The following is a 20,549-nucleotide window of genomic DNA, read 5'->3' as shown; positions in this document are numbered from 1 at the left end:
TAGCTGGTGCCGGAGACCGCCTTGGCCCAGGCCTTGGCGAACGTGCCCGGGCAGGAGGTCGCCACGGGCGACTCAGCCACCGAGGCGCCCGACGCCGCCCATGAAGACCGCCCGCTCCGCGTCCTCCGCGCTGTCGGGGGTGTCCGGCCGCCACTGCGGCACCCACACCACACCCGGGTCGAGAAGCTCGAACCCGTCGAAGAGCGCGGTCAGCTCCGCGCGGCTGCGGACCCAGAGCGGGTTGTCGGTACGCCGGTAGACCCGCTCGGCCTCGGCCCGCTCGTCCTGGCTGCGCCCGTCGTCGCTGGCCTGCGACAGCACCAGGTAGCTGCCCGGGGCGAGCGCGTCGCGCAGGGTCCGCAGCAGCTCCGCCGGACGGTCCTCGTCGGAGACGAAGTGCAGCACGGCCACGACCATCACGGCCACCGGCTGGTCCAGGTCGAGCAGTTTGCGGACATCCGGGTGGGTCAGGATCCTGTCCGGGTGCCGCAGGTCCTCCCGCACCACCACGGCACGCTCGTTGCCGGCCAGGATCTCGCGGCTGTGCGCCACCGCCACCGGGTCGACGTCCACATAGACCACCCGGGACTGCGGGTCGAGCCGCTGGGCGATCTCGTGCACGTTGCCGACGGTGGGAATGCCCGAGCCGATGTCGAGGAACTGCCGGATCCCGGCCTCGGCGAGGTGGTGCACCGCCCGGCGCAGGAACGCCCGGTTGGCCTGGGCCATCAGCGGCGCCTCCGGCACCGCCGCCACCATCGCCTGCGCCGCGGCCCGGTCGGCCGCGAAGTTGTGCGAGCCGCCGAGGTAGTAGTCGTACATCCGCGCGACGCTCGGGCGCTCGATGTCGATGGTGTCGGGTGCCCAGTCCGGCCGCTGCATGCGCTCACCCCTCGAGTCCGCGACGCGGGCATCATCGCCCGCGCGGGTATTGTGCCCCCGACGTGCCCGCCAGACCATAGCGTGCCGCCAGGTTGCCCGCCGACGTCGGTCGATACGGCGAAGGCCCACGCCGGCGTGAGCTGGCGCGGACCTTCGGTCGCGGCGTCCCGCTCGACGAGCGGGTGCAGGTCAGAACTTCGGGGCGTCCGGCGCCTCGAGCAGGCCGAGCCGGAGCGCGGTCATCAGCGCCTGCGCCCGGTTGGCCGCTCCGAGCTTCTCGTACAGCTTGGAGATGTGCGTCTTGGCCGTGGACTCGCTGACGAACAACTGCTTGGCGATGCCGGCCACGCTCATCCCGTCGGCGAGCAGCCGCAGCACCTGACCCTCGCGGGGGGAGAGCTGCGGACCGGACGGGGCGAGCCGGCGCTTCATCGCCTCGGCCAGGTCGGCCGCGGTGAACGCGCTGGGGGAGGAGGCGGCGTGCCGCGCGGCGGCCACCACCTCGTCGGCCGGGGCGGTCTTCGGCACGAAGGCGCTCGCGCCGGCCTCCAGGGCCCCGAAGAGCTGGTCGTCGCCGGCGTACATGGTCAGCACCACGATGCCCATCGACGCGCTGGACTTGCGCAGAGCGCGGGTGGCCTCCAGGCCGCTGCCGTCGGGCAGACGCAGATCCATGATCACCACGTCCGGCTGCAGAGCGCCGGCCTGGCGGACCCCCTCCGCCGCGGTGGCGGCCTCACCGACGACCTCGAACTGGCGGTCGCGCTCGAAGGCGTGCCGCAGGCCCTTGCGAATCAGGTCGTGGTCGTCGACAAGGAGGACCTTGGTGCGGGTGGCCGGTGTCGGACTTGTGGTCATCCTCGGGTTACTCCCCTTCTGGTGCTGCGCTACCGCGCACGTTATCGCGCCGGGACGAGGTGCCAAGAACCACCGCCACGGTCGTGCCGCTCGGTTGCCGCGGCCTGATCTCCAACCGGCCCCGGATACGTTCCGCCCTCTCGGCCATGATCGCAAGACCGTACCGCCCGTCGGGGCGCTGGTCAGCCATCCCCTGACCGTCATCCGACACTTCAATTTGCGCGTACGGGGGGTCCACCTCGCACGTGACCCAGAGATTGGAGGCTCCGGCGTGCTTGCGCGCGTTGGTCACCGCCTCCTGCGCGATGCGCAGCAACTCGGCCTCGGTGGCGGCCGGCAGCCGCGCGGTGGACTCGTCCAGCGACAGGTGCACCCGCAGCCCGCCGGAGGCGCCCACGGTGCGCGCGTACTCGGCGATCGCGGCGGCCAGACCGCCCTGCCGGTCCACCTCGCTGCGCAGCTCGAACAGGCTCAGCCGCAGCTCGGTGATCACCCGGGTCACCTCGCCGCGCAGCGTACGCAGCGCCTCGGCGGTCTCGTCGGCGTCGTCGAAGACGGTGGCCAGGGCGTTGTCGATGCCGTAGCCGACCATCACCAGCTCCTGCGCGACCCCGTCGTGGATCTCCCGCGCCAGCCGCTGCCGCTCCTCGTTGGTGGCCAGCGAACGGACCTCGTCGAAGAGCAGCGCCGCCTCCAGCCGCAGCGCGGCCGGCCGGGTCAGCGCGGTCACCCGGGACACCACCGGTGGCGGGTACGCGTGTGCGGCGTCCGCCTCCAGCACCACCAGCCCCACCGTGCGCACCCCGGCGACCAGCGGAACGATCAGCGCCGAGACGTCGCCGCCCCGGTGTGAGCGGGACTGCGACCGCGCGGCGGTCTGCGGCTGCTGGCTGGCCCAGGCGTCGGCGATCGCAGAGTCCGCGTCCAGCGTCGTCTCCCAGTCCACCCGGTCCACCCCGGCCTGGGCGAGCACCACGAGCCGGCCCCCGCCGCTGGCCGACAGCACCGCGCCCCGGTCGGCCCGGGCGACCGTCCGCAGCTCCTCCAGCAGGTGCTCGGAGATGCCGCCCGGGTCCAGGGTCGCCCCGGGCAGCTGCCGGGCCACCGTGCGCAGCTGGGTCAGCAGGCGGGTCGCCTCGGCGTACGGCTGGGGCTTGCCCTCACCGCGGACCGCCATCACCCGGTGCAGGGTGCCGGCGGCGTAGAGCCCCAGCGCGGCCAGGATCAGCCACTGCGCGCAGACCGCGAGGTAGCCGAGCTGGGCGAGCTGGCGCTCCCCACCGACCTCGGTGAGCGCGCCGCTGACCAGCAGGGTGGCGGCGGTGACCGCGAGCAGCGCGGCGCCCTCGCGGAAGCGGCGGCGCAGCGCGGTGACGGTCACCGGCACCGCCAGGTACGGCAATACCGCCGAGGCGCCGAGCCCGTCGACCGTGCCGCCGATCGACGCGACCGCGGCCACCTGGCTCGCGGCCAGCCCCAGCACCACCACCTCGGCCACCCGGCTCAGCGGGCCGATCAGCCGGTGCTGAGGGGCCAGCAGCGAGGGCAGCCCGGCGACCGCCAGCAGCGCGATCCACCACAGCTGGGTGACGTCGCGGGTGGCGAACAGGGTGAGGACGGCGACCAGCGCCAGCATCACCAGGCGGGCTGCCGCGGCGAGGGGATGCGGGTGTGGTGCTGCGGATGTCGATGCGGGCACGTGACGGATGGTAGTCAGCCCCGGTAGATATCGGCGATCTCCGCCGCGTACGTCTTGTGGACAACCTGGCGCTTGACCTTGAGCGACGGGGTCAGCTCGCCGGTGGCCTCGGTGAAGTCGCGGGGCAGGACCCGGAACACCTTGATCGCCTCGGCCTTGGAGACGACCCGGTTCGCGGTGTCGATCGCGGACTGGATCTCCGCCCGCAGGCCCTCGTGCTCGCGCAGCTCCTCGACGCGGGTGCCGGCGGCCAGCCCGGCCGACTCCAGCCAGGCGGGCAACGCCTCCTCGTCGACGGTGACCAGCGCCGCGATGAACGGCTGCCGGTCGCCGACCACGACGCACTGGCTGATCAACGGGTGGGACCGGACATGGTCCTCCAGCACCGCCGGGGCGACGTTCTTGCCGCCGGCGGTCACGATCAGCTCCTTCTTCCGGCCGGTGATGCTGAGGTAGCCGTCGCTGTCGAGCTGGCCGAGGTCGCCGGTGCGGAACCAGCCGTCGGCGCTGAGCGCCTCGGCCGTCGCCGTCTCGTTGTGCCAGTAGCCCTGGAAGATCAGGTCCCCGGAGATCAGGATCTCGCCGTCGTCGTCGATCCGCACGGTCACGCCGGGCAGCGGGCGGCCGACGGTGCCGATCCGGGTGCCGGTGGGCAGGTTCGCCGCTGCGGCGGGGGAGGTCTCGGTCAGCCCGTAGCCCTCCAGGACCGTCACGCCGATGCCCCGGAAGAAGTGACCGAGTCGGGCGCCGAGCGGCGCCCCGCCGGAGATGGCGTCGCGGCACCGGCCGCCGAGGGCGGCACGCAGCTTGCGGTATACCAGCCGGTCGAAGACCGCGTGCTGGGCGCGCAGCGCCACGCCGGGCCCGCGTGAGGTCTCGAGCGCCTCGCTGTACGCGATGGCGACCTGCTCGGCGCGGGCGAAGATGGCGCCCTTGCCGTCGGCCTCGGCCTTCTGCTTGGCCGCGTTGTAGACCTTCTCGAACACCCGGGGGACGGAGAGCACGAAGGTCGGCCGGAAGTCCTGTAGCTCGGCGACCAGGTTCTTGGTGTCGGCGCAGTGGGCCATGGTGGCCCGGGCGTGCACCACGCCGATCTGGATCAGGCGGGCGAAGGCGTGCGCCAGCGGCAGGAAGAGCAGGGTGGCCGCGCCGGCGTTGAACAGGTTCGGCAGCACCGGTACGGCGTTGGCGATGTCGGCGTACATGTTGCGGTGGGTGAGCACACAGCCCTTGGGGCGGCCGGTGGTGCCGCTGGTGTAGATGATCGTGGCCAGGTCGTCGGCGCGGACCGCCTTGCGGCGCCGTTCCACCTCGGCCGGCTCGACCGTGGCGCCGGTCGTCACCAGCTCGTCGACCCCGCCGAGGTCGATCTGCCAGACGTGCTCCAGCTCGGGCAGCCGGTCCCGGACGCCGGCGACCAGGCTGGCGTGCGCGTCGGTCTCGACCACCACGGCGACCGCGCCGGAGTCGGCGAGGATCCAGGCGGCCTGCTCGGTGCTGGAGGTCTCGTAGATCGGCACGGTGACCGCGCCGGCCGTCCAGATCGCGTAGTCCAGCAGCGTCCACTCGTAGCGGGTGCGGCTCATCAGCGCGACCCGGGCGCCCGGCTGCACGCCGGCGGCGACGAGCCCACGGGCTACGGCCACCACCTCGTCGCGGAACTGTCGGCAGGTCACCTCCGCCCAGGCGGTGCCGTTACCGTCGGCGGCCGGGGTGCGGCGGGCGAACTGCACGGCATCCGGCGCGACCTCGGCGTTGTCCCAGACCGGATCGGTGAGGTTGGCCGCGTCGCCAACGGTGACGATCGGCGGAACGGAGAACTCGCGCACCTGCACTCCCTCGTGCTCACACTGACCGGACCGGCCGCCGCCGTGGCGTCGGCTCTGTCGAAACCTACCCGGCGGCCGGGTCGGGTGGGACAGGCAGGATGGTCGGTCGGGTTTCGTGGTGGTTGGCCTACGGTGGGTGCTGACCCCCGCCGCCGTACGCGGTGGGGGCGGCGCGGCGCGGGGGCGGTGCGCGCCGGGTAGCCTCCCCCCATGGCGGACTCCTCCACCCAGTCGATCACCATCGGCGCGTCACCGGATCGGGTGGCGGCGGTCATCTGCGACTTCGCGAGCTACCCCGAGTGGACCGAGGCGGTGCGCCGGGCCGAGGTCATCGAGGAGTACGAGGACGGCTACGCCAGCCAGGTGCGCTTCACCATCGACGCCGGGGTGATGGCCGACGAGTACGTGCTCGCCTACGAGTACGCCGAGGACCTGTCCCGGATCGAGTGGCACCTGGTCGCGCCCTCGAAGATGCAGAAGAGCCAGCGCGGTTCGTACGACCTGGTGGGCAACCCGGACGGCGGCACCACGGTGACCTACACCCTGGAGGTCGAACTGTCCGTGGGAATGCTCGGCATGTTCCGGCGCAAGGCCGAAAAAATGATCATGGATACCGCGTTGAAGCAGCTCAAGCATCGGGTAGAAGCATCCGGTGCGGCGCAGTGACGCGTACGGCGGCACGGTAGAGGAGCCGACCATGGGCGGAACGGATCCGGGTTCGGCCCGGGAAGAGGCGGAACGGCTGGTCGCCACCCTGCTCGCGGGGGCGCGGCTGGCCTCCGCCGGCTCGGCGGGCGGCGCGTGGGGCCCGCTGGGCGGGATGCTGGCCGGTGTCCTCGGTCACAGTGCCGCCCCCGGCGGGCACTCCGGCACCGGTGGCGGTTTCGCCACCGGTTCGGCCGAATGCTGCGTCTGCCCGGTCTGTCGTGGCATTGCCGCGTTGCGCGACCCGAGTCCGGAATTCGCCGAACGGCTGGCCACCGGCGCCGGTGACCTCGCGGCCGGCGTGGCCAGCCTGCTGCGCGCGTTCGCCCCGGCGGAGCCGTCCGACACCGGCCCGTCGGCGCCGCCCACCCCGCCCCGGGCCGCGACCGCCACCGCCGCCGACGCCGACGTCCCGGAGGCCGCCTCGGCCGACCCGTCCACCGGAGCCGGTGACGACCAGGTGTGGCGCGATGCCACCCGTACCGGGCATGATTCTCAGCCGGCGCCGGAGCAGGACGTCTGGTCGGTCGCCACCCGGACGGCGGACCCACCCGCCCCGGCCACCGCACCACCCGTCGACGAGGCCGGGGCGGGGGCCGCACCGGCGCCGACCGACCGACCCGTGGTGCCCGCGTCGCGGGTGCCCGAGGACACCGGCGCGGCCGCAGCGGGCGACGTCGCCTGAGCGCGGGACATCCCGACCCGGACCGGCGTGCCGCCGGCGCGCGGGCCGGACAGCACAGCAGAGGGGAGCGGCAGCGGTGACGCTGACCATCGGAGTCGACGTCGGTGGCACGAAGGTGGCCGGTGGTGTCGTGGACGACACCGGCACGGTCCTCGTGCAGACCCGACGGGACACTCCCGCCGATGACGTCGGCAAGACCCGCGACGTCATCATCGAGCTGGTCGGCGAGCTGGCTGCCGGACGGACGATCGAGGGCGTCGGCATCGGCGCGGCCGGCTGGATCGACGCCAGCCGCTCGACCGTGCTGTTCGCCCCCAACCTGGCCTGGCGGGACGAGCCGCTGCGCGAGTACGTCAGCACGGCGGTCGGCCTGCCGGTCATCGTGGAGAACGACGCCAACGTGGCCGCCTGGGCGGAGTTCCGCTACGGCGCCGCCCGGGACGCCGACGACTCCATGGTCATGTTCACCATCGGCACGGGCGTCGGCGGTGGCATCGTGCTCGGCGGCGAGCTGCTGCGTGGCGCGCACGGCGTGGCCGCGGAGCTGGGCCACATGCTGGCGGTGCCGGACGGGCACCAGTGCGGCTGCGGGCGGCTGGGCTGCATCGAGCAGTACGCCAGCGGCAGTGCCCTGGTCCGCTTCGCCCGGGCCGGCGCGCGGCAGGAGCCGCACCGCGCCACCATGCTGCTGGAGCTGGCCGGTGGGGAGACCGAAGCGATCACCGGCCACATGGTGACCTCCGCCGCGCAGGGCGGCGATCCGGTCTCCACGGAGGCGTTCGCGCAGATCGGCCGGTGGCTGGGCACCAGCCTTGCCGACATGGCGCAGATCCTCGACCCGCAGACCCTGGTGGTCGGGGGCGGCGTGATCGACGCGGGTGACCTGCTGCTCGGCCCGACGCGCCGCTCGTACCTCGACGCGCTCGCCCAGCGCGGGCGCCTGCCGGTGGCCGAGGTGCTGCCCGCCGAGCTGGGCAACAGCGCCGGGGTGATCGGCGCCGCCGACCTGGCCCGACGGATCTGAGGCGAGCCGGAATGGGCGAGGCTGACGGTGTGCCACTGCGCGTGGTGTCGTACAACATCCACAGCCAGCGCGACGACGCCGCCGCACTGGCGGCGGTGGTCCGGGCCGCGGCGCCGGACGTGGTGATCGTGCAGGAGGGGCCGCGCCGGTTCCGGTGGCGGCAGAAGTCGGCCACGCTGGCCGAGTCGTTCGGCCTGGTGGTCGCCGCCGGTGGGCTGCCCGCGCTGGGCAACCTGCTGGTGACCAGCCTGCGGGTCCAGGTGCGGAGCACCCGCTGCCAGCGCTTCCCGCTCACCCCCGGCCGGCACCTGCGCGGCGCCGCGTACGCCGACTGCCGGGTCGGCACCGCCCGGTTCACCCTCGCCGGCTCGCACCTGTCCACCGATCCGGCCGAGCGCCCCGCGCAGGCCGCCGAGTTCAAGCGCGGCCTGGACGCCGCGAGCAGCCCGGTGGTGGCCGGCGCGGACCTCAACGAGGGCCCGGACGGGCCGGCCTGGGCCACCGTGGCCCGTGGGCTGACCGACGCGGCGGTGGCGGCCGACCGGGCGGACCGGCTCACCTACTCCTGCGTCGATCCGCGCCGGCGGATCGACGCCCTCTTCGTCGACCCGCGGATCACCGTGGTCGACTACGACGTGGTGGACACCCCGCAGACCCGCCGGGCCAGCGACCACTTCCCGGTCCTGGTCGACCTGCTGCTGCCCACCACCGGCTGAACCCCCGACCGGCCGGCCGTCGATCTGTCCGCGCCGGGGCTGGACATCCGGCTCCGATGTGGAGAGGATTTCGCGGCGACCGGCACGCGTGCCGCACAAAAGGAGATGTCCCGGTGTCCACCTCCACCGACCACGGCCGGCCCGACCCGGAGGCGACCCCGTCCGCGCTGAGCCGCGACGGCCGCCCGGTCTCCGACCGGGGCGACACGGTCTGCGTCATCGGGGCCGGGGCCAGCGGCCTGACGGCCATCAAGAACCTGCGCGAGCACGGATTCGGCGTGGACTGCTACGAGCGGGAGACCGGCGTCGGCGGCGCCTGGAACTGGCGGCACGACCGCAGCCCCGTGTACGCCAGCACCCACCTGCTCTCGTCGAAGCCGTTCACCCAGTTCCCCGACTTCCCGATGCCGGATTCCTGGCCGGACTACCCGCACCACAGCCAGCTGCTCTCGTACTTCGAGCGCTACGCCGACCACTTCGACCTGCGCTCGCACATCTGGTTCGGCACCGAGGTGATCCGGGTCGAGCCGGCCGCGGGGGAGCGCTGGGACGTGACCACCCGCTCCACCGGCGGGTACGGGCCGGAGCGCACCTCCCAGTACGCCGCCGTGGTGGTCGCCAACGGCCACAACTGGTCGCCGAAGCTGCCCCGCTACGAGGGCCTGGAGGAGTTCCGCGGCGAGATCATGCACGCCTCGTCCTACAAGGACCCGGCGCAGCTGCGGGGCAAGCGGGTCCTGGTCGTCGGCGCCGGCAACACCGGCTGCGACATCGCCGTCGAGGCCGCCCAGCAGGCGTCACGGTGCTGGCACTCCACCCGGCGCGGCTACTGGTACGCGCCGAAGTACGTGCTCGGCCGCCCGGCCGACCAGGTCAACGACGCTCTGCTGGCGCTGCGCGTGCCGCTGCGGGTGCGCCAGTGGCTCTACCACTGGACGCTGCGGCTGACCGTCGGCGACCTGACCCGCTTCGGCCTGCCCAAGCCCGACCACCGGGTGTACGAGACGCACCCGATCGCGAACAGTCAGCTCGTCTACTACGTGGGCCACGGGGCGATCGGCCCGGTGCCCGACGTCGCCCGCTTCCACCCGTACGCGGTGGAGCTGTCCGACGGCCGCGAGATCGATCCCGAGCTGGTCATCTTCGCCACCGGTTACCTGCCGCGCTTCGAGTTCCTCGACGCGTCGGTGTTCGGCGACAGCGCCGGCGTCGGCCGGCCCACGCTGTGGCTCAACGCCTTCACCCCGGGGCATCCGACGCTGGCGGTGGCCGGCCTGGTGCAGCCGGACTCCGGCATGTTCACCCTGTCGCACTGGCAGACGGTGCTCTTCGCCCGGCTGTTGCAGGCGCGCCGGGACCGGCCGGAGCGTGCGGCGGCGTTCGCGCAGCGGGTACGCGACCGGGCCGGGGAGCGCTACTCGGCGCAGGTCAAGGAGAGCAGCCGCCACTGGTTCGAGGTCGGTCACGCCGACTACCTGCGCGCCGTCCAGCGCGCCCTGACCGACCTGGAGGGAAAGTGACTGAGCTGCGGATCATGCGGGGCCGGGAGTGGTCCCGCCCGGTCCGGCCGGCCCGGCGTGAGGTGCTCAGCGCCACTCCGGAGCTGGAGGAGGGACGTCCCCCGCTGCTCTTCGTCCCCGGGTTCGGGCACGGCGCGTGGGCGTTCGCCGAGCACTGGTTGGGGCACGCGGCGGCGCGGGGCTTCCCGGCGTACGCGCTGAGCCTGCGTGGGCACGGCGGCAGCGAGCCGGCGCCGGAGGCGACGCTGCGCGCGTACGCCCACGATGTGGTCCAGGTGGCCGCGGGCCTGCCGCGCCAGGCGGTGCTGGTGGGGCACGGCGCCGGGGCGCTGGTGGTGGCGCACGCGTTGGCCCGGTACCCGGCGCGCAGTGCCGTGCTGGTGGCGCCGGTCTTCGGCGGTTGGGGAGTGCTCGGCGCGGCGCTGCGCCGCAATCCGTCCGGCACGTTGCCGGCGGTGTTCGGCGGGCCGCTGCGGCTCAGCCGTGGCCAGTTGTTCAGCCGCGAACTGCCCGAGGCGGAGGCCCGGCGGCACGTCGCCCGGCTGGGTCGGGCCGGCCGGCGGGCGCAGTGGGCGCTGCTGGGTGAGCCGGAGGCCGAGCCGGCCGTGGGTGCGCCGCCGGTGCTGGTGCTGGGCAGCCCCGACGACCGGGTGGTGCCGACGTCGACGTTGAACCGGGTGGCCCGCCGGTACGGGTCGGCCCCGCTGCTCTTCCCCGGGATGGGCCACGACCTGATGCTGGACGCGCGTTGGGCGGAGCCGATCGACGCGATGCTGGACTGGTTGGAGAAGGAGCCGGCGACGCACTGAGCGCCGGTGGCCGTCGGTCAGCCGCCGGCGTGGCGCGTGGCGGGGCTGCCGGCCGGTGCGGCCCGGGTCAACGGGGACGGCACCCGGGCGGTGCCGTCCGGGGTGCCGTCGGTGCTGGTCAGGCGGCTGACCAGGTCGCCCCTTTCGTCCAGCGCGCTCAGGTAGGAGCGGGCCCAGGCGCGGATGTCGTGCTGGTGCAGGTAGGCGCGCATCGCCCGCATCCGTTCCGCGACGTCGGCGGGAGTGGCCCGCAGCGCGGCGCACAGCCCCTGCTTGAGCCCCTCCAGGTCGTGCGGGTTGACCAGGTACGCCTGGGACAGCTCGGCGGCGGTGCCGGCGAACTCGCTGAGCAGCAGCGCCCCCGCGTCGTCCACCCGGGCGGCGACGTACTCCTTGGCGACCAGGTTCATCCCGTCCCGCAGCGGGGTCACCGCCATCACGTCGGCGACCCGGTAGAGCGCGGCCAGCTCGGCCCGGTCGAAGGGCTGGGTGAGGTAGTGGATGGCCGGCTCGCCGACCCGGCCGAACTCGCCGTTGATCCGACCGACCTCGCGCTCGATCCGCTCGCGGAGGATCTGGTACTGGCCGACGCGCTCCCGGCTCGGCATGGCGACCTGCACCAGCACCGTGTCGCGGACCTTGACGTCGCCGCTGGCGAGCAGCTCGCTGTACGCCTTGAGCCGCTGCTCGATGCCCTTGGTGTAATCCATCCGATCGACGCTGAGGATCACCTGCCGGGGATCTCCCAGGTCCTGGCGCAGCCGGCGGGCCCGGGCGGCCACCTCGGGGCGGGCGGCGAGCGCGGCCATCTCGGCGGTGTCGATGGAGACCGGGAACGCGCCGATGCGCACCACCCGGTCGTCGATCCCGATCCGCCGGTCGGTGGCCGGCAGCCCCAGCACCTTGGTCACCAGCTGGGCGAAGTTGTGCGCCGCCTGGGCTCGCTGGAAGCCGACCAGGTCGGCGCCGAGCATGCCGCGGAGCAGTTCCGCCCGACGGGGCAACTGCATGAACAGCTCCGGCGGCGGGAACGGCACGTGCAGGAAGAACCCGATGCGCAGGTCCGGACGGAGCGCGCGCAGCAGACCGGGGACCAGGTGCAGGTGGTAATCCTGCACCCAGACCACCGCGCCGGGCTCGGCCACCTTGGCGGTCGCCTCGGCGAAGCGCTGGTTGACCCGCTGGTACGCCTCCCACCACCGGCGGTGGTGCTGCGGCTGCTCGACGGCGTCGTGGTAGAGCGGCCAGAGGGTGGCGTTGGCGAACCCCTCGTAGTGGTCCCGCAGGTCCTCGCGGTTGAGTGGGACGCTGTGCATCCGGACGCCGTCCACGTCCGGCAGTGCGGGAGCGGGCCCGGTGCCGCCGGCCCAGCCGACCCACGTCGCCGGGGTGTGCCGGAGCAGGGGGTGCAGCGCGCTGACCAGCCCACCCGGGCTGCGCCGCCATTCGCAGGCCCCGTCGGGCGCCGCACTGTCGTCGATGGGGAGGCGGTTGGCCACCACCACGAGGGAGCTCTGTCGCATCTCGGGCATTCCGATCAGCAGAGACTGACCGCCACGAGCAAGGGAAAACCGGTCAGTCAGCGGGGTAAGTGACATACAGCGGTATTCCTACTGACAGTAAGTTACACCACTGTTACGTCCCGCGCGGGGGCGGTGCCGTCCCGGGATGCGGTCGACAGGCGGCGCGACAGGGTCAGACGACGGCGCCGTCGTCCGGGTCGCGATCGTCCTCGTCGCCGGGGCGCAGCCGCCAGATAAGCGTCACGAAACCGGCCAGGATGCCGGTGAACCCGAACAGGGTGACCGCCGAGCGGTCCACCGGGAGCAGCGCCGGGAAGAGGAAGAGCACGAACCCGACGATCACGGCGAGCGCCCCGACCACCGCGTACTTGGAGAGCCGGGGCAGCGGCGGCGGCGGAGGCGGGGTGTAGCCCTCCTCGTCCTCGTCGTCGGGCAGGTCGGCGCCGAAGGTGTCCAGCCCGTCCAGCAGCGAGGGCTCGTCCGGCCGGGTGCCGCGACCGATCGAGATCCCGGAGATGTCGGTGGCGGACGGTAGCCGGCGGACGTCGGTGGCGGTCGGCCCGGCCTCGTCGGTGCCGGAGCGGGCCAGCGGACCGGCGGCCGGGCCGTCCCGGTCGTCCACGTCCTCCGCGGCCGGCCACGGGTGCTCGTCGGCCGTGGAGGTGGTGTGGAAGCCGGCGACGATCCGGGCCCACTCGGCGTCGATGTCCGGCTCGTCGCGGGCCGGTGGCGGCTCGGGGGCGGTCTCGTCGGCGAGCTGGGTGAGGTAGTCCCGCGCGGTGGTCAGGTGCGAGCGGTCGACGTAGAGCCGGTCGACCGGGCGGGCCGGGACGGTGGTGGTGCGGGTGACCGGGTTGAGGTCGGCGGAGGGTTGCAGGTAGGCGGCGATCCCGCCGGCGGCCAGCACGTCGAGCAGGTGCTCGCCGACGCGCGGATCGACGTCGCCGACGACGGCGTACTCGTTCGCGTCGAGCCCGTTGTCCCGCCGTCCCCGGCGGGCCCCACCCGCTGACACCCGGACATCCTCCTCAACGCGCCTTCCGGCGCGGCCGCCCAGCCCCCTCGACGCCCGTCCGCACGCCGTGCTCTGAATCGTGACACGTCAGGGCATGGTTCCGGGAGTGCGTTGTGTCGCGTCTTCCAAAGTCAGCGTCCCTGCTGCTGGTGGCGGCCGTGCCCCTTTGTCCGTTCTTGCGTGACAAGCGCGATCCCGGTGATCGTTGGCAGCTGGGCGACGCGACACGCCGAGCACCGCCCCGCCGAACTGCCGACGATCGGGTCCGTTGTGGTGAGAGCGCGCGGTTCGTAGGCTCGTCGGCGACGACGGCGAACCGGGCATGGCGCTGTCGCGGGCACATCTTGGGAAGGGACGCCGGTGCTCTACTGGCTGTTGAAGTACGTCATCCTCGGTCCGCTGCTCAAGCTGATCTTCCGCCCGCAGGTGGAGGGCCTGCACAACGTTCCGGAGACCGGCCCGGTGATCCTCGCCAGCAACCACCTCTCCTTCTCCGACTCGATCTTCACGCCGCTGATCACCTCCCGGAAGGTCACCTTCGTGGCCAAGGCGGAGTACTTCACCGGCAAGGGGATCAAGGGCTGGCTGACCAGGATGTTCTTCGTCGGCACCGGCACCATCCCGGTGGACCGCTCCGGCGGCCGGGCGGCGCGCGCCGCGCTGGACACCCAGTTGCAGGTGCTGCGTGCCGGGGGAGTGGCCGGCATCTACCCGGAGGGCACCCGCTCCCCGGACGGGCGGCTCTACCGGGGCAAGACCGGGGTGGCCCGGCTCGCGCTGGAGAGCGGGGCGCCGGTGGTGCCGGTGGTGATGCTCAACGCCGACGAGATCCAGCCGCCCGGCAAGCTCATCCCGAAGATCGCCCGGGTGAAGATCCGCTTCGGTGCTCCGCTGGACTTCGCCCGCTACGCCGGGCTGGCCGGTGACCGGTTCGTGGAGCGCGCGGTCACCGACGAGATCATGTACGAGTTGATGGAGCTCTCCGGTCGGGAGTACGTCGACATCTACGCGCAGAAGCTCAAGGAGCCCAAACCCGTGCCCACGCCCGTCGCCGCCTGAGCGGCCTGAGCCACCTGAGCCACCTGAGCCCGGCTCAGCAGGCGACCGCCGGCCCGGTCGGGGTGATCGGCCGGCCGGCCAGCGCGAGCAGCCCGGGGGCGTCGTTGCGCAGCGCGAAGGTGCGTACCTCGGCGCGCGGCACCCGGGCGGCCGCCGGGTCGCCGGCGCGGGTCAGCTCCGCCGCCGCGAACGCCAGCGCCAGCACCCGGTCGCTGACGTCCGGGATCCGGCCGTAGGTCTCGGCGGCGGCCAGGTGCAGCTCGGCCGAGCGCCGGTGGTCGCCGTCGGCCGCCGCCAGGGCCGCCGTCACGGTCCGCAACGCCGCCTCCGACCAGGGCGTCCGATGGCCGACCCGGTCCAGCATCGCCCGGACCCGCACGGCGGCGTCCCGACCGGCCAGCGCTGCGGCGTACGCGGCGGCGGCGATCCACTCCCCGCTGGCCAGCGCCGGCACCGCCGACCAGGACCTGCCCAGCTCGTCGATCAGCGCGGCGGCCTCGGCGTCGCGGTCCTGCAACGCCCGACACAGCGCGGCCATGCTCAGCATCGTCCAGTGCAGACGGTGGAACCCGCTGCGCCGCGCGGTGTCCAACGCGTCGGCCACGTCGTCCGGGTCCTCGTCGTCGCGCAGCACCAGCAGGCAGCAGCGCAGCCCCCGCACCTGCATGTCCCAGCTGCCCGTCGGAGTGTCCACGAACGCCTCCGCGGCGGCGAGCAGCCGGCGGAAGTCGCCGTCGAACCAGGCGCGCATCGCCTCCGCCGAGTAGCTGGTGGTCAGCGTCTGGCCGCTGGCGGTGCGGGCCGGCGCGGCCGAGAGCAGGGCGTCGGAGCGCAGCCAGTCGCCCTCCTCCCGGATCGCCCACGCGAGGTTCTGCGTGGCCCGGGGCAGCGCGAGCAGCTGACCGGCCCGGCTGAACTCGACGATCGCGTGCAGCTCGTCCAGGCCGGCCCGGTCGCCGGACTGGTAGCGGGCGGTGGCCGCGGTGATCCGGGCGTTGGTGCGGGTCTCGGTCAGGCCCAGCCGCTCGGCGATCTCCGCGGCGGTGTCCGCCGCCGATACGGCCGGGTCCCGCTCGTAGTTGAGCATGTGCAGCCGCCCCAGCTCGGCGAACGCGTCCGCCTTCTGCGCCGTGTCCGGCAGCGGCTCGAACAGCTGCACCGCGCGGTCCAGGCAGGCCAGCGCGTCGCTGCGGTCGGCGCGCAGCCAGGCGGCCTGCCCGAGCAGCGTCCACGCCCGGGCCGCGCAGGCGTCGTCGCCGTGCGCCAGCAGCCGGTCGGCGAGGGCGTGCACCTGTTCGGGCCCACCTCCGGAGAGGAACGCGTTGCCGTCCCGGTAGAACGAGATCTCGGTGCTCAGCAGCTCCAGCTGGAGCCGGCCCACCGGGTCGCTGTCGTCGGCCAGGCCGAGCGCCCGGCCCGCGTGACTGGCCGCCGCGTCCAGCCCATGCAGGGCGTACGCCCGGCGGGCCGCGCGGTGCAGCGCCTGGCGCGCCGGCCCGGCGTACCGCCGGACCTCCATGCCGAGCGAGCGGGCGATCTCGTGGGCCGCCCAGCGGTGGTGGGCGAGCACCTCGGCCAGATCCGTGTCGCGGCTGTGGGACAGCGCGTCGAGCCAGTCCGCGGCCCGCTCGTGCCGGGCCACCCGTTCGGTGCGCGGCAGCCGCTGGTAGCAGACGTCGCGTACCAGCACGTGCCGGAACCGGAACTCCGCCTGCCCGGCCATCGTCGACGCCGCCTGCTCGTGCACGAAGTCGCGCTGCTCCAGCCGGCGCAGGGAACGTTCGACCGACTCGACCTGCTGCCCCAGCGCGGCGGCCACCGCGCCGGGCCAGAACTGCACCCCAACCACCGAGGCGGCCAGCAGCACCGCCCGGTCCTTGGCGTCCAGCAGGTCCACCCGGTTGGCGATCACCGCGTGCACGCTCTCCGGCATGGTCAGTTCGAGCTGCTTGTCCAGCGACCAGCCCCGCCCGGACTGGCGCAGCGCGCCCTGCTCGATCAGCATCCGGACGTACTCGTGGGCGTAGAGCGGGTTGCCGCCGGCCACCTCGATCAGCGGGCTCAACATGTCGGCGGAGAACGCCGCCTGGCCGAACAGGTGCGCGTACAGCGCGGCGATCCCCGTGTCGCGCAGCGGCGGCAGGGTGATCGTCACCGAGCCGGTGATGGTGCCGGCCCAGCTCGGATCCCGGTCGACCAGCTCCGGGCGGGCGGTGCAGAGCAGCAGCAGCGGCACCTCCCGGGCCGCCGCGCCGAGCAGCTCCACGAAACGCAGCATCGCGTCGTCGGCCCAGTGCAGGTCCTCGAAGACCAGCACGGTGGGGCGGCGGGCGGCCAGCGCCAGCAGGAAACGCCGCCACGCCGACTCGGCCTCCTCGGCGGGCAGCGGCGTGCCGGGCAACCCGACCAGCGGGCGCAAAGCGTCCACCACCCGGTCGCGTTCGCCCGGGCCGATCAGCTCGCCGACCGCGGCGGCCAACCGCTGCGCCGCACTGCCGGCCGGGTCGGTGTCCAGGATGCCCGCCTCGGACTTGACGATGTCGGCGAGCGCGGCGAACGTTACGTTCTCCCCGAACGGCGGGCAGCGCCCGGTACGCCAGGTCAGCGGCTCGTCCACGAGCCGACCGGTGTGCCGGTACAGCTCCCGCAGCAGCCGGCTCTTGCCGATGCCGGCCCGGCCGAAGATGGTCACCACCTGCGGCAGCCGGTCGCGCAGCGACCGGTGCAGCGCGTTGACCAGCATGCCCAGCTCGTGTTCCCGGTCGACCAGCGGCGTGGTGTCCGGCTCCCGGTCGGTGGGCTGGCGGCGCAGCGGGGACAGGGCGAGCCACACCTCGGTCGGCGACGACCGGCCGCGCAGGGTGACCGGCGGCTGCTCCTCGTAGCGGATCGCGTCCTTGGTCAGGGCGTGTGTGGTGCCGCAGACCAGCACCCCGCCCGGCGGCGCGACCGACTGCATCCGGGACGCGGTGTTCACCACGTCGCCGGCCACGATCGCCTGCCCGCCGTCGCGGGCCGCGGCCACGTCGACGAGCGCTTCGCCGGTGGCCACCCCGACCCGGAACCGCAGCTCGGTGCTGCCGGTCGGGGCGAACCGGGTGAGCACCCGTTGCAGCTCCAGCCCGGCTCGCACGCAGCGCAACGCGTCGGTCTCGGTGGCGATCGGGGCGCCGAAGAGCGCCATCACCGCGTCGCCGATGTACTTCTCCACCACGCCGCCGTACTGGCCCACCACCCGGCGGGCGGCGGAGAAGAACCCCGTCTGCATGCCCCGGACCTGCTCCGGGTCGGCCCGCTCGACGTACGGGGTGAAGTCGATCAGGTCGACGAAGAGCACGCTCACCCGGCGGCGGTCCTCCTGTGGGGTGACTGCGGCCGGCCGGTCCGCACCCGGCCGGGGCGACCCGCACGAGGTGCAGAACGTGACGTCCGAGGCGAGCGGGCGCAGGCAGTGCGGGCAGACCGCGCCCAGCTCGGCGCCGCAGCCACCGCAGAAGCGGTCGCCGTCGGCGGCCGTGCGTCCACAGCGCCCACACTGCGCGGCGATGACATCCTCCACTGGCGGTCCGGACGCCCCCCACGGCGTCGCGTCACACGAAGTATCGCCGCCGGCGCCGCTGTCAGGTACCGGCCTGTTGGCTTGTGGACAGTCCACGAGCGGTTTGACGGACTAGATTCAGGCGGCCACATGTCGATCAGCGACCACAGGGGGACAGGTCAATGGTGTACGTCAAGCTGGAGAGCGACTGGACCGACGGCAACGGGGTCAGCCACTCCGCGGGTGATTCGGTGGACGTCGACGCCGCCACCCTCGCCACCCTCGAGGCCGAGGGCATCGTCATCGAGCAGTCCCACGGCCGGGACGGTGACGGCAAGGGCCCGGACAAGTGGGCCGGGCCGGGCAGCTCCGGGGTCTGACTCAGCGCCGGTGACGCGACGACGCGGCCGGGTCGCCCACGGGGTGACCCGGCCGCGTCGTGTCCACTTTGGTGCGTTGCCCGCGTCGGCGGGTCAGCGGTCGTTCATGCCGGCGCGCCGGCGCAGCGCGGCCACGTCGGTCACCACGATCCGGCGCCCCTCGGTACGCAGCCAGCCACGACTGGCGAACGAGCCGATCGCCTGGTTGACGCTCTGCCGGGAACCGCCGGCCATCTCGGCCAGCTGGCTCTGGTTGAGCTCGATCGTGATCATCGGGGCCTGGCTCTCGCCGGCGAGCCGGACCAGCGTCTTGGCCACCCGGCCGGGCAGGTCGAGGAAGACGTGGTCGGCGTTCTGCTCGGTGAGCCGGCGGATCAGACCGCCCAGCGATCGCATCACCGCGTCCAGGATGCGGGGGTTGGAGTGCACCAGCTCCATGAACGCCCCGCGGGAGAGCGCGAGCGCCGCGCAGTCCTCGATGGCCTCGGCCGAGGCCGACCGGGTGGAGGCGTCGAGCAGGGAGACCTCGCCGAGCACGTCCGGTGGACGGATCACCGACAGCACGGCCCGCTCGCCGGTGGGTGCCGTGCGGAAGACGGCCACCGCGCCCCGGCGCAGCACGATCAGCGACTCGCCGGGGTCGTTCTCCACGAAGAGCAGCTGACCCTTGCGGTAGGTGCGCGGGACGGCGGCGGCGATGACGCGCTGCCGTACCTCGGGCTCCAGCCCAGCGAACATCTCGACACCCGTGAGCGCATCACCCGGCTCCGGCAGGCGAACCTCCACGGCCCAACCCCTCCCCGGTCAAGGACCACAACTCGCTCACCGGGCGAACCTGTTGGCCCCGACAAGGTGAACTGACACCGGTTCGGCGTCCGGTAGCGGTACACATCAGATCATGACGGTCCGGTCGCTTGCTGTACACCCCTCGAAGCACTTCCGTGACCGTCGCGAGCTGCGGCGTACCGTGTGCTGAGGTGCCGGTCCGGGCCGGTGGCGCGGGTCGCCGGCCGACCCGGGCCCGGCCGTTTGTGGGCCCCCGCCGCCCGCGGCCGGGCGGCGGTGGGCGAGGATGGCCGGAATGGTCTACCGCTACTTCTACGACTGCGAGTTCATCGAGGACGGCCGGATCGTCGACCTCGTCTCGATCGGTGTCGTCGACGAGAACGGCCGCGAGTTCTACGCGGTCTCCACCGAGTACGACGACTCCCGTGCCGTGCCCTGGGTCCGGCGCAACGTGCTGGACAAGCTGCCCTCGCCGGCGGACCGGGCCTGGCGCTCGCGGGAGCGCATCCGCGACGACCTGTACGACTTCCTCGTCGAGCCGATCCGGGGCCGGCCGGGGGAGCAGATGGAGCTGTGGGCCTGGTACGCCGCGTACGACCACGTGGTGCTCGCGCAGCTCTGGGGTGCGATGCCGGCGCTGCCCCGGGAGATCCCGCGGTTCACCAAGGAGTTGCGACAGCTCTGGGACGACCGGGGCCGGCCGACCCTGCCGGACGCGGACGCGGCACGGCATGACGCTCTGGTCGACGCGCGGCACAACCTGGCCCGCTGGCGGGCGATGACGGCCCGCTGAGCGGCGGCCGGCGGTGCGGTCGGGACGCCGGAGGTTTGACCGGTTCTGTCCGGGGCACCGGTTCGACGAGTCGAGCCGAGGGAGAGTGCCATGAGCAACGAGCCGACCAGCGCAGCCGAGGCCCGTGCCCGGGTCACCGAGCTGGTTCGGGCCGCGCGGATCTGCATGCTCACCACGATCGCCGTGGACGGGCGCCAGGTGAGTCGGCCGATGGGGCTCCAGGAGATCGAGTTCGACGGCGATCTCTGGTTCTTCGCCCACGCCGACTCGGCCAAGATCCGCCAGATCCGGGTGAATCCGGAGGTCAACGTCGCCTTCTCCGACCAGAAGCGCAACGCCTGGGTGTCGGTCTCCGGCACCGCCACCGAGGGGTTCGACCGGGCCCGTGCCGAGCGGCTGTGGAACCCGCTGCTCACGACCTGGTTCCCGGACGGTCTGGACACCCCGGGCCTGACGCTGATCAAGCTGCACGCCAGCTCCGCCGAGTACTGGGACTCGCCCAGCAGCGCCATGGTCAACCTGCTCGGCTTCGCGAGGGCCGCGGTGACCGGCCGGCCGCCGGAGGCCGGCGAGAACCACGAGGTGAGCTACTGACCGGTCGCCGGTGGCGGGCCGCCGCCCGGGGCGCGCTGTCGGTGTTCCGGCAGGCCGACTACAGTGCGCAGTGACGGCCCGCCCCGGGCCGGCAACGGCGCCGATGGTCTGATCTGACACATATCCTGGGGCTT

At 73.5% G+C, this 20,549-nt stretch carries 18 protein-coding genes; 10 read left to right on the top strand and 8 right to left on the bottom strand.

Annotated elements, in window-relative coordinates:
* Positions 1–72: 72 nt before the first annotated feature.
* The 4 genes from AB0K07_RS16855 to AB0K07_RS16840 all read right to left on the bottom strand — a co-directional run bounded on the left by AB0K07_RS16855 (position 73) and on the right by AB0K07_RS16840 (position 5,268).
* Entirely contained in the window at positions 73–882 is an 810-nt protein-coding gene (locus AB0K07_RS16855; RefSeq protein ID WP_363755971.1) for an SAM-dependent methyltransferase, read from the bottom strand.
* A 189-nt stretch (positions 883–1,071) separates the two neighbouring features.
* The gene (locus AB0K07_RS16850) at positions 1,072–1,740 is read right to left on the bottom strand and encodes a response regulator transcription factor (protein WP_007072219.1); all 669 of its coding nucleotides are present in this window, start codon (positions 1,738–1,740) and stop codon (positions 1,072–1,074) included.
* A 7-nt stretch (positions 1,741–1,747) separates the two neighbouring features.
* Complete coding sequence (locus AB0K07_RS16845; RefSeq protein WP_363755969.1) at positions 1,748–3,439, bottom strand: GAF domain-containing sensor histidine kinase; 1,692 nt, start codon at positions 3,437–3,439, stop codon at positions 1,748–1,750.
* 14 nt (positions 3,440–3,453) lie between these two features.
* Positions 3,454–5,268: a long-chain fatty acid--CoA ligase gene (locus AB0K07_RS16840; protein ID WP_363755967.1), complete on the bottom strand. Its 1,815-nt coding sequence runs from the start codon at positions 5,266–5,268 to the stop codon at positions 3,454–3,456.
* 210 nt (positions 5,269–5,478) lie between these two features.
* Between AB0K07_RS16840 and AB0K07_RS16835 the strand changes: the two genes are divergently transcribed.
* The 6 genes from AB0K07_RS16835 to AB0K07_RS16810 all read left to right on the top strand — a co-directional run bounded on the left by AB0K07_RS16835 (position 5,479) and on the right by AB0K07_RS16810 (position 10,727).
* Positions 5,479–5,934 (top strand): SRPBCC family protein, encoded by a 456-nt coding sequence (locus AB0K07_RS16835; RefSeq protein ID WP_363755965.1) that lies wholly within the window; start codon positions 5,479–5,481, stop codon positions 5,932–5,934.
* 31 nt (positions 5,935–5,965) lie between these two features.
* Positions 5,966–6,658: a hypothetical protein gene (locus AB0K07_RS16830; protein ID WP_363755963.1), complete on the top strand. Its 693-nt coding sequence runs from the start codon at positions 5,966–5,968 to the stop codon at positions 6,656–6,658.
* 76 nt (positions 6,659–6,734) lie between these two features.
* Positions 6,735–7,682 carry an ROK family glucokinase gene (locus AB0K07_RS16825; protein ID WP_363755961.1) on the top strand — a complete coding sequence of 316 codons (948 nt, stop codon included), beginning with the start codon at positions 6,735–6,737 and terminating at the stop codon, positions 7,680–7,682.
* Between the two features lie 11 nt (positions 7,683–7,693).
* The gene (locus AB0K07_RS16820) at positions 7,694–8,398 is read left to right on the top strand and encodes an endonuclease/exonuclease/phosphatase family protein (RefSeq protein WP_363755959.1); all 705 of its coding nucleotides are present in this window, start codon (positions 7,694–7,696) and stop codon (positions 8,396–8,398) included.
* A 113-nt stretch (positions 8,399–8,511) separates the two neighbouring features.
* The gene (locus AB0K07_RS16815; protein ID WP_363755957.1) at positions 8,512–9,918 is read left to right on the top strand and encodes an NAD(P)-binding domain-containing protein; all 1,407 of its coding nucleotides are present in this window, start codon (positions 8,512–8,514) and stop codon (positions 9,916–9,918) included.
* A gap of 14 nt (positions 9,919–9,932) precedes the next feature.
* Positions 9,933–10,727, top strand: coding sequence for an alpha/beta fold hydrolase (locus AB0K07_RS16810; protein WP_363756624.1), 795 nt, complete (start codon positions 9,933–9,935; stop codon positions 10,725–10,727).
* 17 nt (positions 10,728–10,744) lie between these two features.
* Here AB0K07_RS16810 and AB0K07_RS16805 read toward each other — a convergent pair whose 3' ends face one another.
* Both AB0K07_RS16805 and AB0K07_RS16800 read right to left on the bottom strand, forming a co-directional pair.
* Positions 10,745–12,250 carry a trehalose-6-phosphate synthase gene (locus tag AB0K07_RS16805; protein ID WP_363755955.1) on the bottom strand — a complete coding sequence of 502 codons (1,506 nt, stop codon included), beginning with the start codon at positions 12,248–12,250 and terminating at the stop codon, positions 10,745–10,747.
* A gap of 172 nt (positions 12,251–12,422) precedes the next feature.
* Positions 12,423–13,265, bottom strand: a complete 843-nt coding sequence (locus AB0K07_RS16800; RefSeq protein ID WP_363755953.1) for a DUF308 domain-containing protein — start codon at positions 13,263–13,265, stop codon at positions 12,423–12,425.
* Positions 13,266–13,625: 360 nt separating this feature from the next.
* Here AB0K07_RS16800 and AB0K07_RS16795 point away from each other — a divergent pair, with 360 nt between their 5' ends.
* Entirely contained in the window at positions 13,626–14,324 is a 699-nt protein-coding gene (locus AB0K07_RS16795) for a lysophospholipid acyltransferase family protein (protein ID WP_363755951.1), read from the top strand.
* A gap of 34 nt (positions 14,325–14,358) precedes the next feature.
* Here AB0K07_RS16795 and AB0K07_RS16790 read toward each other — a convergent pair whose 3' ends face one another.
* The gene (locus tag AB0K07_RS16790) at positions 14,359–17,883 is read right to left on the bottom strand and encodes an adenylate/guanylate cyclase domain-containing protein (protein ID WP_363755949.1); all 3,525 of its coding nucleotides are present in this window, start codon (positions 17,881–17,883) and stop codon (positions 14,359–14,361) included.
* A gap of 161 nt (positions 17,884–18,044) precedes the next feature.
* Between AB0K07_RS16790 and AB0K07_RS16785 the strand changes: the two genes are divergently transcribed.
* Positions 18,045–18,242 (top strand): hypothetical protein, encoded by a 198-nt coding sequence (locus AB0K07_RS16785; protein ID WP_363755947.1) that lies wholly within the window; start codon positions 18,045–18,047, stop codon positions 18,240–18,242.
* Between the two features lie 93 nt (positions 18,243–18,335).
* On the opposite strand, the gene AB0K07_RS16780 is transcribed toward AB0K07_RS16785, so the two are convergent.
* On the bottom strand, positions 18,336–19,028 hold the full coding sequence (locus AB0K07_RS16780) for a Crp/Fnr family transcriptional regulator (protein WP_030337710.1): 693 nt from the start codon (positions 19,026–19,028) through the stop codon (positions 18,336–18,338).
* A gap of 295 nt (positions 19,029–19,323) precedes the next feature.
* Between AB0K07_RS16780 and AB0K07_RS16775 the strand changes: the two genes are divergently transcribed.
* Together AB0K07_RS16775 and AB0K07_RS16770 are read left to right on the top strand one after the other, a co-directional pair.
* On the top strand, positions 19,324–19,821 hold the full coding sequence (locus AB0K07_RS16775; protein WP_363756622.1) for a polyadenylate-specific 3'-exoribonuclease AS: 498 nt from the start codon (positions 19,324–19,326) through the stop codon (positions 19,819–19,821).
* A 90-nt stretch (positions 19,822–19,911) separates the two neighbouring features.
* Positions 19,912–20,415, top strand: coding sequence for a pyridoxamine 5'-phosphate oxidase family protein (locus tag AB0K07_RS16770; protein ID WP_363755945.1), 504 nt, complete (start codon positions 19,912–19,914; stop codon positions 20,413–20,415).
* Positions 20,416–20,549: the final 134 nt, after the last annotated feature.

It is taken from the genome of Micromonospora sp. NPDC049301 (assembly GCF_040678715.1).
Classification (GTDB): Bacteria; Actinomycetota; Actinomycetes; order Mycobacteriales; family Micromonosporaceae; genus Micromonospora.
This window is presented reverse-complemented; position numbering and strand designations above follow the sequence as displayed.

Excerpts from the sequence above, each read along its gene's own strand:
- AB0K07_RS16855 (WP_363755971.1), bottom strand. The coding sequence starts at position 882 with ATGCAGCGGCCGGACTGGGCACCCGACACCATCGACATCGAGCGCCCG.
- AB0K07_RS16850 (WP_007072219.1), bottom strand. The coding sequence starts at position 1,740 with ATGACCACAAGTCCGACACCGGCCACCCGCACCAAGGTCCTCCTTGTC.
- AB0K07_RS16835 (WP_363755965.1), top strand. The coding sequence starts at position 5,479 with ATGGCGGACTCCTCCACCCAGTCGATCACCATCGGCGCGTCACCGGAT.
- AB0K07_RS16830 (WP_363755963.1), top strand. The coding sequence starts at position 5,966 with ATGGGCGGAACGGATCCGGGTTCGGCCCGGGAAGAGGCGGAACGGCTG.
- AB0K07_RS16820 (WP_363755959.1), top strand. The coding sequence starts at position 7,694 with ATGGGCGAGGCTGACGGTGTGCCACTGCGCGTGGTGTCGTACAACATC.
- AB0K07_RS16810 (WP_363756624.1), top strand. The coding sequence starts at position 9,933 with ATGCGGGGCCGGGAGTGGTCCCGCCCGGTCCGGCCGGCCCGGCGTGAG.
- AB0K07_RS16805 (WP_363755955.1), bottom strand. The coding sequence starts at position 12,250 with ATGCGACAGAGCTCCCTCGTGGTGGTGGCCAACCGCCTCCCCATCGAC.
- AB0K07_RS16785 (WP_363755947.1), top strand. The coding sequence starts at position 18,045 with ATGGTGTACGTCAAGCTGGAGAGCGACTGGACCGACGGCAACGGGGTC.
- AB0K07_RS16775 (WP_363756622.1), top strand. The coding sequence starts at position 19,324 with ATGGTCTACCGCTACTTCTACGACTGCGAGTTCATCGAGGACGGCCGG.
- AB0K07_RS16770 (WP_363755945.1), top strand. The coding sequence starts at position 19,912 with ATGAGCAACGAGCCGACCAGCGCAGCCGAGGCCCGTGCCCGGGTCACC.